Source organism: Nocardioides secundeburneus (assembly GCF_039939255.1).
Lineage (GTDB): Bacteria > Actinomycetota > Actinomycetes > Propionibacteriales > Nocardioidaceae > Nocardioides.
Window position 1 is genome coordinate 492,215 of the sequence record NZ_JBDUUE010000002.1, and the last position, 13,567, is coordinate 505,781.

Consider the following 13,567-nt stretch of genomic DNA (forward strand, 5'->3'; position numbering starts at 1 on the left):
CGTGAGCGGGCCCGCCGAGACCCCGGCCGAGCGCAAGCGCCGGCTCGCGGCGGTCTTCGGCGACACCCTGCCCGAGACGACGTCCGACGAGCGCGACGACGCCGACGCCTCCGGGGCCGGCGTCGACCGCTCCGAGGAGTGGCTGAAAAGGCAGGTGCCGCCTCACCACGGTGGGTGAGACGGCACCAGGAGTCGCGAGAGGTCAGCCCTTGTGGGCACCGCCGCCGGCGAGGCTGTCGCGGATCTGGCGCAGCAGCTCGATGTCCTCCGGCGTGCCCGGGGCCGGGCTCGGGAAGAAGCGCTCCTTGGCCTTGACGTAGGGCGTCACGACGAGGAAGTAAACGACGGCGGCCAGGATCACGAACGAGATGACGGCGTTGAGGAACGCGCCGAACGAGTTGGCCTCGTTGCTGAAGACCTCGCTGGTCGAGTCGGGCATCTGGGCGGTGAGCCAGTTGGTGAAGGTCGTGACGACGGCGCCGAACGCCGTGCCGATGATGACCGCGACGGCCAGGTCGACCAGGTTGCCGCGGAAGAGGAAGTTCTTGAACCCGTCCATGGTGCTGTGCTCCTAGGGATGCGGTTGCCGAGGCTTGCCGAAGGGGGCTCGCCGACGTTAGCGCGTCGACCACGCAAACGTCACCAGCGAGCGCGACACGGCGTCGGCCAATGTCATGACCTCGCTCGCACCCACCCCCAGGACGACGAGCCGGCCCGGCAGGCCGGTCGGGCCGGTGGCCTCGTCGGCCACGGGGACGGCGAGCACGACCGCCCGCTCGGCCGCCGTCTCCGTCGTGCCCGCCTGCGGGTCGGTGGCCCGGACGTCGATCTCGTCGCCGACCCGCAGCAGCGCCACCGCGCCGGCGTCGGGCAGGCGCACCGGGACGGCGTGCAGGTCGTCGCGGTCACCCGTCATCGCGGGCCCGACCAGGGCCACGTCGGTGAGCGGCTGGCCGCGCGTGAGCGGCGCCGCCAGCACCCGACCCTCGGCGGACGACGCCAGCCCGTCGGGCACCGAGTCGGGCGCGAACGCCACGGTGGCCAGGTCGTCGGCGCCGAGCACCTCGCCGGCCGGCAGGTCACGCCCGGCCACCACGACCTCGACGGTCGGTGGTGGCTCGGTCGTCGCGGCCCCGAGCCCGGCGGCCACCGCGACGGCGGCGAGCGCCGCCGCGAGCCAGCGCCGGCGGCGCAGCACGGTGCGGCGCACCAGGCTCAGGCGCGATCGGACGAGCGGCGGGACGGTCGGCGCGAGGAGGTCGGGCGGCATGCCGCGACGCTAGGCGAGCGGCGCCGCTCGTGCCGGCGTCATCCACAGGCCCCCGGAGGAGCCGGGCGGGCCCGGGTCAGGCAGACGCCTTCGAGGCGGGCTTGGCGTCGGACTTCGGGGCGCTCTTCGACTCGCCCTTCGACTCGGACTTCGACGAGGAGGACTCCGACGTGCTGCTCGACGACGATTCGCCGGCACCGTCCGACGACGACGACGAGCCCGACTTCTCCGGCACGCGGCTGTCGGTGCGGTAGAAGCCGGAGCCCTTGAACACGACGCCGACGGCGTTGTAGAGCTTGCGCAACCGGCCCTGGCACTGGGGGCAGACGGTGAGGGAGTCCTCGGAGAAGGACTGCACCTGCTCGAAGGCGTGGTCGCACTCGGTGCAGGCGTACTGGTAGGTCGGCACGGGATCCTCCGGGATGAGTGGTGCGGGGCCGAGGGGTTGGCACTCTGCCTCGTCGAGTGCCAACTCTAGCGCCCGGCAGAATGTTCCGCACGATGACGACCACCACGGACGAGCCGCCCGCGGCGCCGCGCCGCCCGCGCGCGCCCCTGTGGTGGCGACGCTTCCGGCTGCTGCCCCGGCCGCTGCGCTGGACGGCGTACGTCGCCGTCGCGCTCACCCTGGTGCTGGTCGCCTCGCTGCTCACCGGGCTGGTGCTGGTGCGGCGCTCGTTCCCGCAGACGTCGGGCGAGGTCGAGCTGCCCGGGCTCATGGGCGAGGTCGAGGTGGTCCGCGACGACGCCGGAGTCCCGCAGCTCTACGCCGACACGACCGAGGACCTCATGCGTGCCCAGGGCTACGTGCACGCCCAGGAGCGGTTCTTCCAGATGGACGTGCGCCGCCACGCGGCCTCGGGCCGGCTCGCCGAGCTGGTCGGCGAGGAGGCCGTGCCGTCCGACGCGCTGGCGCGCACGCTGGGGTGGCGACGGGTCGCCGAGGCCGAGCTGCCGCTGCTCGACCCCGAGACGCGCGTCGCGCTCGACGCCTACGCCGCCGGCGTCAACGCCTACCTCGCCGGCCGGGCGCCGAGCCGCATCGCGCTGGAGTACACCGTGCTGAACGCCCGCGGCCTCGGCTACTCCCCGGAGCGGTGGACGGCGGTCGACTCGCTCGTGTGGCTGAAGGCGGTCGCGTGGGACCTCCGCGGAGGCATGCGCGACGAGATCGACCGCACCCTGACCACGGCGGCCGTCGGCGAGCAGCGGGCCGACCAGCTCTGGCCGGCCTACCCCTACGACGAGCACGCGGCCGCCGTCCGGCAGGGCGCGGTGGTCGACGGCGTCTTCGAGCAGGACGCCGACGCGAACGGCACCCGGCTGCCGACCCGGCCCGCGCCGTTCACGAGCGCGGTCGCCGACGACCTGCGCCGGCTCGCCGACGTCACCGACGCCGTGGCCCCGTTCGTCGGCCGCGGCGACGGGCTCGGCAGCAACGCGTGGGCGGTCTCGGGCACGCACACCGCGTCGGGGGAGCCGATCCTGGCCAACGACCCGCACCTCGGCGTCGAGCTGCCCGGGGTGTTCACCCAGGTCGGCCTGCACTGCCGCGCCGTCGGTCCGGCCTGCCCCTACGACGTCGCCGGCTTCTCCTACGCCGGCGTGCCGGGCGTCGTCATCGGCCACAACGACCAGGTCGCGTGGGGTTTCGCCAACCTCGGGGCCGACGTCACCGACCTCTACGTGGAGAAGGTCGTCGGCGACGAGTGGCGCCGCGGCAAGCAGCGGCAACCGCTCGAGACCCGCACCGAGACCATCGGGGTGGCCGACGGCGACGACGTGACGATCGAGGTGCGCGCCACCGACCACGGGCCGATCGTGAGCGACCTCGGCGAGCCCTACGCAGCCGTGGCCGACGCCGCCGACGTGCCCCGCCAGGCCGGCCAGGCCGAGCTCGAGCTGTCGCTGTCGTGGACCGGCCTCGAGCCCGGCTCGACCGCCGACGCCCTCCTGGCCCTCGGCCGGGCCCGTGACTGGACGTCGTTCCGCGCCGCGGCCGCCGACCTCTCCGAGCCCGCGCAGAACATCGTCTACGCCGACCGCGACGGGCACGTCGGCTACCAGGCGGCCGGGCGCATCCCGATCCGCAAGTCCGGCAACGACGGCCGCCTGCCGTCGCCCGGGTGGCGCTCCGACACCGACTGGACCGGCGAGCTCGTCCCGCCCGACGGCCTGCCCAGCGTGCTCGACCCCGACGAGGGCTTGGTCGTCACCGCCAACCAGGCCGTGATCGAGGGCGACTACCCCTACGCCCTCGCCTCCGACTACGACCGGGGCTACCGCTCGCAGCGCATCCGCGACCTGGTCACGGCCGGCATCGACGACGGCGACGGTGTCACGGTCGACGACGCCGTCGACACCCAGCTCGACACGACCAACCCGCTCGCCGACGTGCTGGTGCCGCACCTGCTCGAGCAGCGGCTGCCCGGCGGCTACGGCGACGACGGCCAGCGGCTGCTCGACAACTGGGACCACACCCAGCCGGCCGAGGGCGGGCAGAGCGCGGCGGCGGCCTACTTCAACGCGGTGTGGCGCAACCTGCTGAGCCTCACGTTCGCCGACGAGCTGCCGGCCGCGCAGCGCCCCGACGGCGGTCAGCGCTGGATCGCCGTCGTCACCGACCTCCTCGAGCGCCCCGACGACCCGTGGTGGGACGACGTCACCACCGACGACGTCGTCGAGCGCCGCGACGACGTGCTCGCCCAGGCCCTCCTCGACGCCCGCGACGACCTCACCGCCGCGATCTCGCCGCGACCTGACGAGTGGACCTGGGGTGCGCTGCACGAGCTCGACCTGCGCGGGCGACGGCTCGGCGACGCCGACAGCGACGTCGTCCGGCGCCTGTTCGACCGCGGCGACCGTGGTGCCCCCGGCGGCAACGCCGCGGTCGGCGCCACCGGCTGGGACGCCCGGCGCGGGTTCGAGGTCACCACCGCCCCGGCCATGCGCATGGTCGTCGACCTCGGCGACCTCGACGCCTCCCGCTGGGTCAACCTCACCGGCGCCAGCGGTCACGCCTTCCACCCGCACTACACCGACCAGACCGACCTGATGATGCGCGGCGAGACCCGGGCCTGGGCCTTCTCCCGCAACGCCGTGACCGACGCCGGCGACGACGTCCTGACGCTGGTGCCGGGGGAGTAGCCGGCCCGTCGCGGGCAGGTCAGAACCGCCGCAGCCCCGACGGCGTCACGGCGGCGGTGACCGCGCGGTCGTGCGGCTCGACCGGCACGGGTCGGTCGACCTCGTCGTCGTAGAGGACGACGCAGGTGAACGTGCCGATCGGCACGCGCCCCAGCGCCCGGTCGTACGAGCCGCCGCCCCGCCCGAGCCGCACCCCGGACGACGACACCGCGAGCCCCGGCACCACGACGGCGTCGGCGCGGGCGACGGCGTCGACGCCGAGGCGGCGCGTGGTCGGCTCGAGGAGGCCGAACCGGGCCGGGGCCAGGCTGCGCTCGCCGTCGTAGGCGGCCCAGTCGAGGTCGCCGTCGGGAAGCAGGACCGGGAGCACGATCCGGCGGCCGGCGGCGCGGAGCCCGTCGAGGAGCCACGACGTGCCCGGTTCGGCCCCGAGGGAGACGTAGGCCGCCACCGTGGCGGCCTGTCGCACCTCGTCCGTGGCCAGGAGGTGACCGGCCACGGCGCGGGAGAACAGGCCCAGCTCGGCGACCGAGAGACGGTGGCGGGCGGTGGTCAGCTGGTCGCGCAGGGCGACCTTGGCGGCGGCTCCGGGGGAGTCGCCGGACGGGCTGGGTTGTGACGTCGGCACATCAGGAGCCTAGGCTCGGTGGTATGGGCAGTCCCGCACTCCACACGGCGCGCGCCAAGATGGCCGACGCCGGTGTCGACGAGGTCGCGATCGACACGTTCTCGCACTACTTCCGGCTCCTCGAGCACGGTGAGACCGGACTGGTGCCGGAGGACTCGATCGACCCGGTCGACATGCCGTCGCTGGCCGGCGTCGAGGTCGACGCCGACGCAGGCGCCGAGGCGCTGCGGCACACCGCGGTGATCAAGCTCAACGGGGGCCTCGGCACCTCGATGGGCATGAGCCGGGCCAAGTCGCTGCTGTGCGTGCGCAAGGGCCTGTCGTTCCTCGACATCATCGTGCGCCAGGTGCTCGCACTGCGCGAGGAGCACGACGCCACCCTGCCGCTGATCTTCATGAACTCGTTCCGCACCTCGGCCGACACCATGGCCGCGCTCGAGCGCTACGACAGCCTCGCCGTCGACGGCCTGCCGCTGGAGTTCCTGCAGAACAAGGAGCCCAAGCTCCTCGCCAAGAACCTCGCGCCCGTCTCGTGGCCCGACGACCCCGACCTCGAGTGGTGCCCGCCGGGCCACGGCGACATCTACACCGCCATGCGAGGTACGGGCCTGATCGACCTGCTCATCGAGCGCGGCTTCCGGCACGTGTTCGTCTCCAACTCCGACAACCTCGGTGCGGTCCCCGACCCGCGGGTCGCCGGCTGGTTCGCCGGCACCGGCGCGCCGTTCGCCATCGAGGCCGTGCGGCGCACGCCGTCCGACAAGAAGGGCGGGCACTTCGCCCGTCGCAAGGCCGACGGCCGGCTGGTGCTGCGTGAGACCGCCCAGACCCCGAAGCACGACCTCGACGCGCTCGCCGACCTCGAGCGGCACCGCTTCTGCTCGACCAACAACCTGTGGTTCGACCTCGACGCGATGAAGACCGCGCTCGACCAGCGCCAGGGCATCCTCGGCCTGCCGCTCATCCGCAACGTCAAGACCGTCGACCCCGGCGACCCGTCCACGCCCGAGGTGATCCAGGTCGAGACGGCGATGGGAGCGGCCATCGAGGTGTTCGAGGGCTCCGAGCTCATCGAGGTCGGGCGCGACCGCTTCGTGCCGGTCAAGACGACCAACGACCTGCTGGTGCTGCGCTCCGACGTCTACGACCTCGGCTCCGACTTCGTGCTCGACCAGGCGTCCGCCGAGGTGCCCTACGTCGACCTCGACCCCGAGCACTACAAGCTCGTCGGCGAGTTCGACCAGCGGTTCCCCGAAGGGGCTCCCTCGCTCGTCAAGGCCACCTCGCTGCGCGTCGGGGGCGACGTCACGTTCTGCCGCGGCGTGCAGGTCATCGGCGACGTCGAGCTCGACGCCCACGGTGCCGAGCGGGTCTCCGCGGGCACCGTGCTGCAGCAGGACTGAGGACCTCGATGGCCCCGCGGCTCCGGACCGTCGACGAGCACCTCGCCACGATCCTCGAGGCGACGACGACGCTGCCCGACGTCGAGCTGCCGCTGCTCGACGCGCTCGACCTCGCCTGCGCCGAGGACGTCCGTGCCGCCGTGCGCCTGCCGCGCTTCGACAACTCGGCCATGGACGGCTACGCCGTGCACTCCGCCGACGTCGCCGCCGCGAGCGACGCGACGCCGGTGACGCTGCCCGTGGTCGGGTCGATCGGCGCCGGCCAGGCGCGGGTCACGACGATCCAGCGCAGCACCGCGGCGAAGATCATGACCGGGGCCCCACTGCCCCAGGGCGCCGACACCGTCGTCCCCTACGAGTGGACCGACCGTGGTGCCACCGAGGTGCGCATCGACCAGGCCGCTTCGGTCGGACAGCACGTCCGCTACGCCGGTGAGGACGTCGACCTCGACGACCTGGTCATCGAGGCCGGCACCGTGATCGGGCCCCGCCACCTCGGGCTGCTCGCCTCGGTCGGTCGCGCCGTCGTGCGCGTCCGTCCGCGACCTCGCGTGCTCATCGTCTCCACCGGCTCCGAGCTGCGCGACCCGGGCGCCGATCCCGCCACCCTCGACGACGACGCGATCTTCGACGGCAACTCCTACCTGCTCGCCGGCGCCGCCCGCCGGGCCGGCGCCGTCCCGCGCCGCGTCGGGCTCGTGCCCGACGACCCCGAGGCGTTCCTGGCCGCGTTGGAGCAGGAGGTCGCGCACGCCGACGTCGTCGTCACCTCGGGCGGCATCTCGATGGGCGACTTCGACGTCGTCAAGGCCGCGCTCTCGCCCGGTGGCGCCGTCTGGTTCGGCGGGCTCGCGATGCAGCCCGGCAAGCCGCAGGGCTTCGGCTCACTGGTCGACGGCCACGGGCCCCACGAGCGCACCGTGCCGTTCTTCGCGCTGCCCGGCAACCCCGTGTCGTCGTACCTGTCGTTCGAGATGTTCGTGCGCCCGGCGCTGCGCCGGATGATGGGCATCGCGCCCGAGTCACGCCGGCCGGTCCGGGCCCGGCTCACCCACCGCGTCGGCTCGCCCCCCGGACGCCGCCAGTTCCTGCGCGGCACCGTCTCGCTCGGCGCCGACGGCATCACCGTCACCGAGGTCGAGCCCGTGGGCGGGTCCGGGTCCCACCTGGTCGGCGACCTCGCCGCGAGCGACGCGCTCATCGTCGTCCCGGAGGACGTCACCGAGGTCGCCGCGGGCGAGCAGGTCACCGTCATCCGCCTCGACCAGGACTGACGGGTGCGACGGCGGCGCGGGGGGCTCGGAGGCGCTCGGGGGTGGCCCGGCGCGGGTGTGGTGCTGGCAGGGTGCAGCCATGAGTGATCGACTGACGCACGTCGACGAGAGCGGCGCCGCACGCATGGTCGACGTCTCCGACAAGGCCGTCACGGTGCGCACGGCGTCGGCGTCGGGCCGGGTGCTGGTCTCGGCCGAGGTGGTCGCACTGCTGCGCGGCGACGGCGTCCCCAAGGGCGACGCGCTCGCCGTCGCGCGCATCGCCGGCATCCAGGGTGCCAAGCAGACCCCGGCGCTCGTGCCGCTGTGCCACCCGCTGGCGATCTCCGGCGTCACCGTCGACCTCGTGGTCGCCGACGACGCCGTCGAGATCGTCGCCACCGTGCGCACCACCGACCGCACCGGCGTCGAGATGGAGGCCCTCACCGCGGTCTCCGTCGCCGCGCTCACCGTCGTCGACATGGTCAAGGCCGTCGACAAGGCCGCCGTCATCACCGACGTGCGCGTCGAGACCAAGACCGGCGGGCGCAGCGGGGACTGGTCGCGATGACCGCGACGCCCTCGTCGTCGCCGCCGTCCGGGTTGCCCGCCGCCGTGGTCGTGGCCTCCAACCGGGCCGCGGCCGGCGTCTACGACGACACCACCGGCCCCGTCATCGGCGCCTGGCTCGAGGAGCGCGGCTACGTCGTCGACGGTCCGGTCGTCGTCCCCGACGGCGACCCGGTCCGCACGGCGATCGCCGGCGCCGTCGCGAGGGGCGCGCGCGTCGTCCTGACCACCGGCGGCACCGGCCTGACCCCGACCGACCGCACCCCCGAGGCGACCCGGCCGCTGCTCGACCGCGAGGTGCCCGGCCTCGCCGAGGCCATCCGCGCCGCGGGCGTCGCGAAGGGCGTGCCCACCGCCGTGCTCTCGCGCGGGGTCGCCGGCATCGTCGGCGACTGCCTCGTGGTCAACCTGCCCGGCTCGCGCGGCGGTGTGAAGGACGCGCTCGGCGTGCTCGAGCCGGTGCTCGCCCACGCCCTCGAGCAGGTGCTCGGGAGCGACCACTGATGAGCCTGGCGAGCCGGATCGGCCTGCGGCGCCAGCCGGGCTGGCCCGCCACGCTCAGCTCCAGGCGCGACCCGGTCGTCGTCCTGCGACCGCTGCGGCGCTCCGACGTCGACGCGTGGCGCGACACCCGCCGTCGCAACGCCGCCTGGCTGGTGCGCTGGGACGCCACCGCGCCGCCCGGCTCGCCGTCGCGCCCGGTGAGCTTCCGCGCGCTCGTGCGCCGGCTCTCGGCCTCGGCCCGGGCCGGCACCACGCTGCCGTGGGCCATCGAGGTCGACGGCCGCTTCGTCGGCCAGGTGACGGTCAACAACATCGTGCGCGGCTCGGCGCAGTTCGCCTCGGTCGGCTACTGGCTCGACCAGGACGTCGCCGGGCGCGGCGTCATGCCCCGCGCCGTCGCGATGGCCGTCGACCACTGCTTCACCGTGGTCGGCCTGCACCGGATCGAGGTCGCCATCCGGCCGGAGAACTCCAACTCGCTGCGCGTGGTCGAGAAGCTCGACCTGCACGAGGTCGGCTACGCCCCGGCCTACCTGCACATCGACGGTGAGTGGCGCGACCACCGGCTCTACGCCGTCACCCGCGAGGACGTCGCGCCCCGCGGCCTGCTCCACCGCCTCGAGCACGGCCCGTCCGCGACCGCGTGAACCACAGGAGTCACACGAGAGAATCTCCGACACACGGGTTGACGTCCGCCGTGTGCTCCGCTGCCGCTCCTAACCTCGGTCTGTGGACCTGAGCGCGCTCATCTTCGTCGCCCTGGCGGTGGCCTGGGCGGCCTACCTGATCCCGAAGGCGCTGCGCCACCACGAGGACGGCGCCTCCTCCCGCACGGTCGAGGGCTTCTCGACCCGCATGCGCGTGCTCGCGCGCCGTGAGTCGGCCGACGGCCGCACGGCCCGGCTGGTCGTCGAGGGCGAGCGGACGACCGCGAAGCCCGAGGCGACCCCCGAGGTGGCCGAGGCCGAGGCGCCCGAGCGTCGTCCGGTGCCCGTCGCGGTGCGCCGGGCCGCGGCCGCCCGCGCGGCGGCCCGCCGTCGCCGCGTCGTGCTGGTGATCCTGCTGGTCGGCGTCGTCGTCGCGGCCCTCGCGTCGGCGTCCGTCGTGCCGTGGGTCTCGATGACCGCGCCCGGCGTCCTGTTGGCGGCCTGGCTCGTCGCGTGCCGGCTCATGGTGAAGAAGGAGCGCGCCGCCCTGCCGGTGCGCCGCGTCGTCCCGGCGGTGCCGGCCGTGGCCGAGCCCGTGACCGTCGACGACGACCCGGTCACCGAGGAGATCCGCGTCCACGTGGCCGTGCGGGCCGACGTCCCCGTCGAGCAGCCCGTCGAGCAGTCGGTCGCCGAGCATGCCCACGAGCCCGACCCCGAGCCGGTGGCCGAGCAGCAGGCCGACGGCTGGGAGCCGCGGCCGGGCGTGCTGCCGACCTACGTCTCGAAGGAGCCCGCCGCGCGTCGCTCGGTGCGCACCATCGACCTCGACTCCACGGGTGTCTGGACGTCGGGCCCGCACGCCGGCGACTCCGCCCTCGCCCGCGAGGCCGAGGCCGAGCGGGCCACCCGGCCCGAGCAGGCCGAGCGCAAGCGCCGCGCCGCCGGCGACTGACTCCTCAGGGACGTCTCCCGCTTCTCAGGCGTTGCAACCCCTGGGAACGTCAGGAACACCCGGTGCACCGGGTACTCCCCGCCACGGGGCCCAGCCGGACCACCGGCGGCGAGCCCGCCGGAATTCAGGTCATTCCCTGACCTGAGGCGTTCCTACAGTGGGGTCATGACCACCGACCAGCACGTCGACCAGTACGCCGAGGAGCGCGCCGACCTCCTCGAGGCCCTCACCAAGCACCGCACCCTGTTCCGCGGCACCGTCGCCGGACTCTCCGACGACCAGTCCCGCCTCACCCCGACCGTGAGCACCCTCAGTCTCGGCGGGCTGGTCAAGCACGTCGCGATCACCGAGCGCGCCTGGGCCGACTTCGTCACCGACGGCCCGGCCGACGAGCCCGACGTCGACTGGGACAACGTCGACTGGTCGGACCCGCCGGAGGCGGTCGTGGAGCACACGCAGGGCTTCGTCATGGGGCCCGACGAGACGCTCGAGCAGCTGCTCGCCACCTACGACGAGGTCGCGGCGGCCACCGACGAGCTGGTCCGCACCGTCGACCTCGCCGAGCGTCAGTCCCTGCCCGCGGCGCCGTGGTTCGAGCCCGGCGCCACCTGGGCCCACCGCCGGACCTTCTGGCACGTCGTCGCCGAGACCGCGCAGCACGCCGGCCACGCCGACATCATCCGCGAGACGATCGACGGCCAGAAGTCCATGGGCTAGGGGCGGCTAGACCGGCAGCAGCCTCCGGACGACGTCGTCGAGGGTGACGACGGCCGGACCGGTCTCGGTGGTGACGACCGCGAGGTGCGTGCGCGACGACCGCATCGCGGCGAGCGCCTCGTGCACCGGCGTCTCGGCCGGCACGGTGAGCACGTCGCGCCGCAGCCGCTCGGCACGGACGTCGTCGGGCTCGTTCATGGTGTCGCGCACGTGCACCATGCCGACGAGCACGCCGGCGTCGTCGCGGACCAGGATGCGCAGGTGGCCCGTGGCGCGGGCGGCGTCGCGCACCTCGACCATCGTGGCGTCGAGCGGCACCGAGGTGATCTCGCGCGTGGCGTCGCCGAGGTCGCCGACGGTCAGCTGCTCGAGGTCGAGCGCGTCGGTGACCTGCGAGGAGAACGCGGCGTCGAGCGCGCCGACGTTGGCCGAGTGCTCGACCAGCGCGCGCAGGTCGGACGCCGTCTGGCCGGTGGCGACGGTGTCGCGCGGCTCGACGCCGACGCGGCGCAGGCACCAGTTGGCGGTCTGGTTGAGCCCGCGCAGCATGGGCCGCGTCGCCCACATGAAGCCCCGCATGGGCAGCGACAGCGCGATGGCCGCAGTCTCGGGGTGGGCGATCGCCCACGACTTGGGCGCCATCTCGCCGATCACGAGGTGCAGGAAGGTGACGACGAGGATGGCGAGCGCGAAGGCCGCCGTGTCGGCGACCCAGTCGGCCGCGCCCCAGCCGGAGATGACGGGCGTGAGGGCGTACTTCACGGCCGGCTTGGTGACGGCGCCGAGCCCGAGGGCGCAGGCGGTGATGCCGAGCTGGCAGCCGGCGAGCAGCACGGTCAGCTCGTCGACCGAGCGGACGGCGGCCCGGGCGGCGCGTGAGCCGGCGGCCGCACGCTCCTCGAGCCGGTGGCGGCGGACGGCGAGCACCGCGAACTCGGCGGCGACGAAGAACGCGCTGAGCACGATCAGGGCGACGGTCACGCCGGTGACCACGAACGGGTCGTTCATCGCGTCTCCTCCTGGGCCGCCGGGACGTCGGGATGGTCGTCGTCCTGGGGCTCGGCCTCGGTGACCGCGGCGACGAGCGTGACGCGCACGAGCGAGGGCACGTGCCGCTCGACCTCGAGCACCTCGAGGTCGAGGCGTTCGGGCTCGTCGCCGTCGTCGAGCACCTGGGCCAGGGTGACGGCGGCCCGGTCGCCGACCTCGGGCAGGCGGGCGAGCCCCGCGATCACGAGACCGCCGAGGGTCTCGTGGTCGCCATCGGGCAGGTCGCGGTCGACCACGCGCTCAACCTCGTCGAGCGGCAGCGAGCCGTGGAGGTCCCATGTCGTCCGGTCGGCCGCGAGGTCGTCCTCGGTGAGGGCCGGCGGCAGGTCGTCGTCGTGCTCGTCGTCGATCTCGCCGACGATCTCCTCGGCGAGGTCCTCGATGGTCAGGACGCCGGCGAGGCCGCCGTGCTCGTCGAGCACGCAGGCCATGCGGTGGTCGTCGGTGGTGAGCTCGCGCAGCGCGGCCGTCATCGGCATCACCTCGGGCACGAGCAGTGGCTCGCGCATGATGTCGGCCACGACGCGCTGGCCGCGGTCGGGCTCGACGAGGAGGTCGCGCAGGTCGACGACGCCCACGACCTCGTCGTCGGCGCCGAGCACGGGGTAGCGCGAGTGGCCCTCGCCCATGGCGGTCCACAGCTCCTCGAGCGAGGTGTCGGCGTCGACGGTGCCGACGCGGGCGCGCGGCACCATGGCGTGCGCCACGTCGCGGTCGGGGAAGTCGACGAGGCGGTCGAGCAGCAGCGACAGCTCGACGGGCAGGTCGCCGCTGGCCCGCGACTCGGTGACGATCGCACCGAGGTCGCGGCGGGTGGCCGCGTGCTCGACGTCGTGCACGGGCTCCATGCCGAACAGGCGCAGCAGGGCGTTGGAGGACTTGTCGAAGAACGCGATCAGCCAGCCGAACACGCCGAGGTAGACCTGGGTCGAGCGGGCCAGCCACAGCGCGGTCTGCTCGGGACGGGAAATGGCGAGGTTCTTGGGGAACAGCTCGCCGAACACCATCTGCACGCCGGTCGAGAGCAGCAGGGCCGCGACCGTGCCGAGGGCGACGCCGACGGCGGTCGGCACCCCGACGCCGCCGAGGGCCTCGCCGACGGACTCGCCGATGAGCGGCTCGGCCACGTAGCCCACGAGCAGCGCGGTGACCGTGATGCCGAGCTGGGCGCCGGAGAGCATGAACGAGGTGCGCTTGGTGACCGCGAGGGCCCGCTTCGCGGCGGCGTCACCGGCCTCGGCCCGCGCGGTGAGGCGCGAGCGGTCGACCGTCATGTAGGCGAACTCCTGCGCCACGAAGTAGCCCGTGGCGGCGGTGATCGCGAGCACGACCAGGAGCCCGAGGAGGAGACTCAGCGCCCACATCGGCGCCACCGCCCCTCGCTCGGTCGTGGAGAGAGGGGCGGGCTGGTACTCGGACCGTC

15 protein-coding genes are annotated in these 13,567 nt (G+C 74.1%); 9 read left to right on the top strand and 6 right to left on the bottom strand.

Features of this window, described 5'->3' with window-relative positions; translation table 11 throughout:
* Window position 1 precedes the first annotated feature (1 nt).
* Window positions 2–178: a hypothetical protein gene (locus ABFT23_RS07425; protein ID WP_347893784.1), complete on the top strand. Its 177-nt coding sequence runs from the start codon at window positions 2–4 to the stop codon at window positions 176–178.
* Between the two features lie 24 nt (window positions 179–202).
* Here ABFT23_RS07425 and ABFT23_RS07430 read toward each other — a convergent pair whose 3' ends face one another.
* The 3 genes from ABFT23_RS07430 to ABFT23_RS07440 all read right to left on the bottom strand — a co-directional run bounded on the left by ABFT23_RS07430 (window position 203) and on the right by ABFT23_RS07440 (window position 1,679).
* Window positions 203–559: an MscL family protein gene (locus ABFT23_RS07430; protein ID WP_347893786.1), complete on the bottom strand. Its 357-nt coding sequence runs from the start codon at window positions 557–559 to the stop codon at window positions 203–205.
* Window positions 560–616: 57 nt separating this feature from the next.
* Complete coding sequence (locus tag ABFT23_RS07435; RefSeq protein ID WP_347893788.1) at window positions 617–1,270, bottom strand: SAF domain-containing protein; 654 nt, start codon at window positions 1,268–1,270, stop codon at window positions 617–619.
* Between the two features lie 76 nt (window positions 1,271–1,346).
* Window positions 1,347–1,679: an FmdB family zinc ribbon protein gene (locus ABFT23_RS07440; protein ID WP_347893789.1), complete on the bottom strand. Its 333-nt coding sequence runs from the start codon at window positions 1,677–1,679 to the stop codon at window positions 1,347–1,349.
* A 92-nt stretch (window positions 1,680–1,771) separates the two neighbouring features.
* Here ABFT23_RS07440 and ABFT23_RS07445 point away from each other — a divergent pair, with 92 nt between their 5' ends.
* Window positions 1,772–4,417 carry a penicillin acylase family protein gene (locus tag ABFT23_RS07445; protein ID WP_347893791.1) on the top strand — a complete coding sequence of 882 codons (2,646 nt, stop codon included), beginning with the start codon at window positions 1,772–1,774 and terminating at the stop codon, window positions 4,415–4,417.
* Between the two features lie 19 nt (window positions 4,418–4,436).
* Here ABFT23_RS07445 and ABFT23_RS07450 read toward each other — a convergent pair whose 3' ends face one another.
* The gene (locus tag ABFT23_RS07450) at window positions 4,437–5,045 is read right to left on the bottom strand and encodes a 5-formyltetrahydrofolate cyclo-ligase (RefSeq protein ID WP_347893793.1); all 609 of its coding nucleotides are present in this window, start codon (window positions 5,043–5,045) and stop codon (window positions 4,437–4,439) included.
* Window positions 5,046–5,068: 23 nt separating this feature from the next.
* Here ABFT23_RS07450 and ABFT23_RS07455 point away from each other — a divergent pair, with 23 nt between their 5' ends.
* The 7 genes from ABFT23_RS07455 (at window position 5,069) to ABFT23_RS07485 (ending at window position 11,094) form a co-directional block, all read left to right on the top strand.
* Complete coding sequence (locus ABFT23_RS07455; protein WP_347893795.1) at window positions 5,069–6,448, top strand: UTP--glucose-1-phosphate uridylyltransferase; 1,380 nt, start codon at window positions 5,069–5,071, stop codon at window positions 6,446–6,448.
* A gap of 8 nt (window positions 6,449–6,456) precedes the next feature.
* Window positions 6,457–7,722, top strand: a complete 1,266-nt coding sequence (gene glp, locus ABFT23_RS07460) for a molybdotransferase-like divisome protein Glp (protein ID WP_347893797.1) — start codon at window positions 6,457–6,459, stop codon at window positions 7,720–7,722.
* 79 nt (window positions 7,723–7,801) lie between these two features.
* Complete coding sequence (gene moaC / locus ABFT23_RS07465) at window positions 7,802–8,272, top strand: cyclic pyranopterin monophosphate synthase MoaC (RefSeq protein ID WP_347893799.1); 471 nt, start codon at window positions 7,802–7,804, stop codon at window positions 8,270–8,272.
* Window positions 8,269–8,775 (top strand): MogA/MoaB family molybdenum cofactor biosynthesis protein, encoded by a 507-nt coding sequence (locus ABFT23_RS07470; protein ID WP_347893801.1) that lies wholly within the window; start codon window positions 8,269–8,271, stop codon window positions 8,773–8,775. Before moaC ends, ABFT23_RS07470 begins: the two co-directional genes overlap by 4 nt.
* Window positions 8,775–9,422 carry a GNAT family N-acetyltransferase gene (locus ABFT23_RS07475; RefSeq protein WP_347893802.1) on the top strand — a complete coding sequence of 216 codons (648 nt, stop codon included), beginning with the start codon at window positions 8,775–8,777 and terminating at the stop codon, window positions 9,420–9,422. Before ABFT23_RS07470 ends, ABFT23_RS07475 begins: the two co-directional genes overlap by 1 nt.
* Window positions 9,423–9,504: 82 nt before the next feature.
* Window positions 9,505–10,377, top strand: coding sequence for a divisome protein SepX/GlpR (gene sepX, locus ABFT23_RS07480; RefSeq protein ID WP_347893803.1), 873 nt, complete (start codon window positions 9,505–9,507; stop codon window positions 10,375–10,377).
* A gap of 165 nt (window positions 10,378–10,542) precedes the next feature.
* A complete protein-coding gene (locus ABFT23_RS07485; protein WP_347893805.1) occupies window positions 10,543–11,094 on the top strand; it encodes a DinB family protein in 552 nt (183 codons plus the stop codon).
* A 6-nt stretch (window positions 11,095–11,100) separates the two neighbouring features.
* On the opposite strand, the gene ABFT23_RS07490 is transcribed toward ABFT23_RS07485, so the two are convergent.
* Together ABFT23_RS07490 and ABFT23_RS07495 are read right to left on the bottom strand one after the other, a co-directional pair.
* The gene (locus ABFT23_RS07490; RefSeq protein WP_347893807.1) at window positions 11,101–12,102 is read right to left on the bottom strand and encodes a hemolysin family protein; all 1,002 of its coding nucleotides are present in this window, start codon (window positions 12,100–12,102) and stop codon (window positions 11,101–11,103) included.
* On the bottom strand, window positions 12,099–13,508 hold the full coding sequence (locus ABFT23_RS07495) for a hemolysin family protein (protein WP_347893809.1): 1,410 nt from the start codon (window positions 13,506–13,508) through the stop codon (window positions 12,099–12,101). Before ABFT23_RS07495 ends, ABFT23_RS07490 begins: the two co-directional genes overlap by 4 nt.
* Between the last annotated feature and the right edge of the window lie 59 nt (window positions 13,509–13,567).

What these genes read in the sequence shown, in the direction of transcription:
- ABFT23_RS07490 (WP_347893807.1), bottom strand. Translation starts at nt 12,102, where the DNA reads ATGAACGACCCGTTCGTGGTCACCGGCGTGACCGTCGCCCTGATCGTG.
- ABFT23_RS07435 (WP_347893788.1), bottom strand. Translation starts at nt 1,270, where the DNA reads ATGCCGCCCGACCTCCTCGCGCCGACCGTCCCGCCGCTCGTCCGATCG.
- glp (WP_347893797.1), top strand. Translation starts at nt 6,457, where the DNA reads ATGGCCCCGCGGCTCCGGACCGTCGACGAGCACCTCGCCACGATCCTC.
- moaC (WP_347893799.1), top strand. Translation starts at nt 7,802, where the DNA reads ATGAGTGATCGACTGACGCACGTCGACGAGAGCGGCGCCGCACGCATG.
- ABFT23_RS07445 (WP_347893791.1), top strand. Translation starts at nt 1,772, where the DNA reads ATGACGACCACCACGGACGAGCCGCCCGCGGCGCCGCGCCGCCCGCGC.
- ABFT23_RS07495 (WP_347893809.1), bottom strand. Translation starts at nt 13,508, where the DNA reads ATGTGGGCGCTGAGTCTCCTCCTCGGGCTCCTGGTCGTGCTCGCGATC.
- ABFT23_RS07485 (WP_347893805.1), top strand. Translation starts at nt 10,543, where the DNA reads ATGACCACCGACCAGCACGTCGACCAGTACGCCGAGGAGCGCGCCGAC.
- ABFT23_RS07455 (WP_347893795.1), top strand. Translation starts at nt 5,069, where the DNA reads ATGGGCAGTCCCGCACTCCACACGGCGCGCGCCAAGATGGCCGACGCC.
- ABFT23_RS07470 (WP_347893801.1), top strand. Translation starts at nt 8,269, where the DNA reads ATGACCGCGACGCCCTCGTCGTCGCCGCCGTCCGGGTTGCCCGCCGCC.
- ABFT23_RS07475 (WP_347893802.1), top strand. Translation starts at nt 8,775, where the DNA reads ATGAGCCTGGCGAGCCGGATCGGCCTGCGGCGCCAGCCGGGCTGGCCC.
- ABFT23_RS07430 (WP_347893786.1), bottom strand. Translation starts at nt 559, where the DNA reads ATGGACGGGTTCAAGAACTTCCTCTTCCGCGGCAACCTGGTCGACCTG.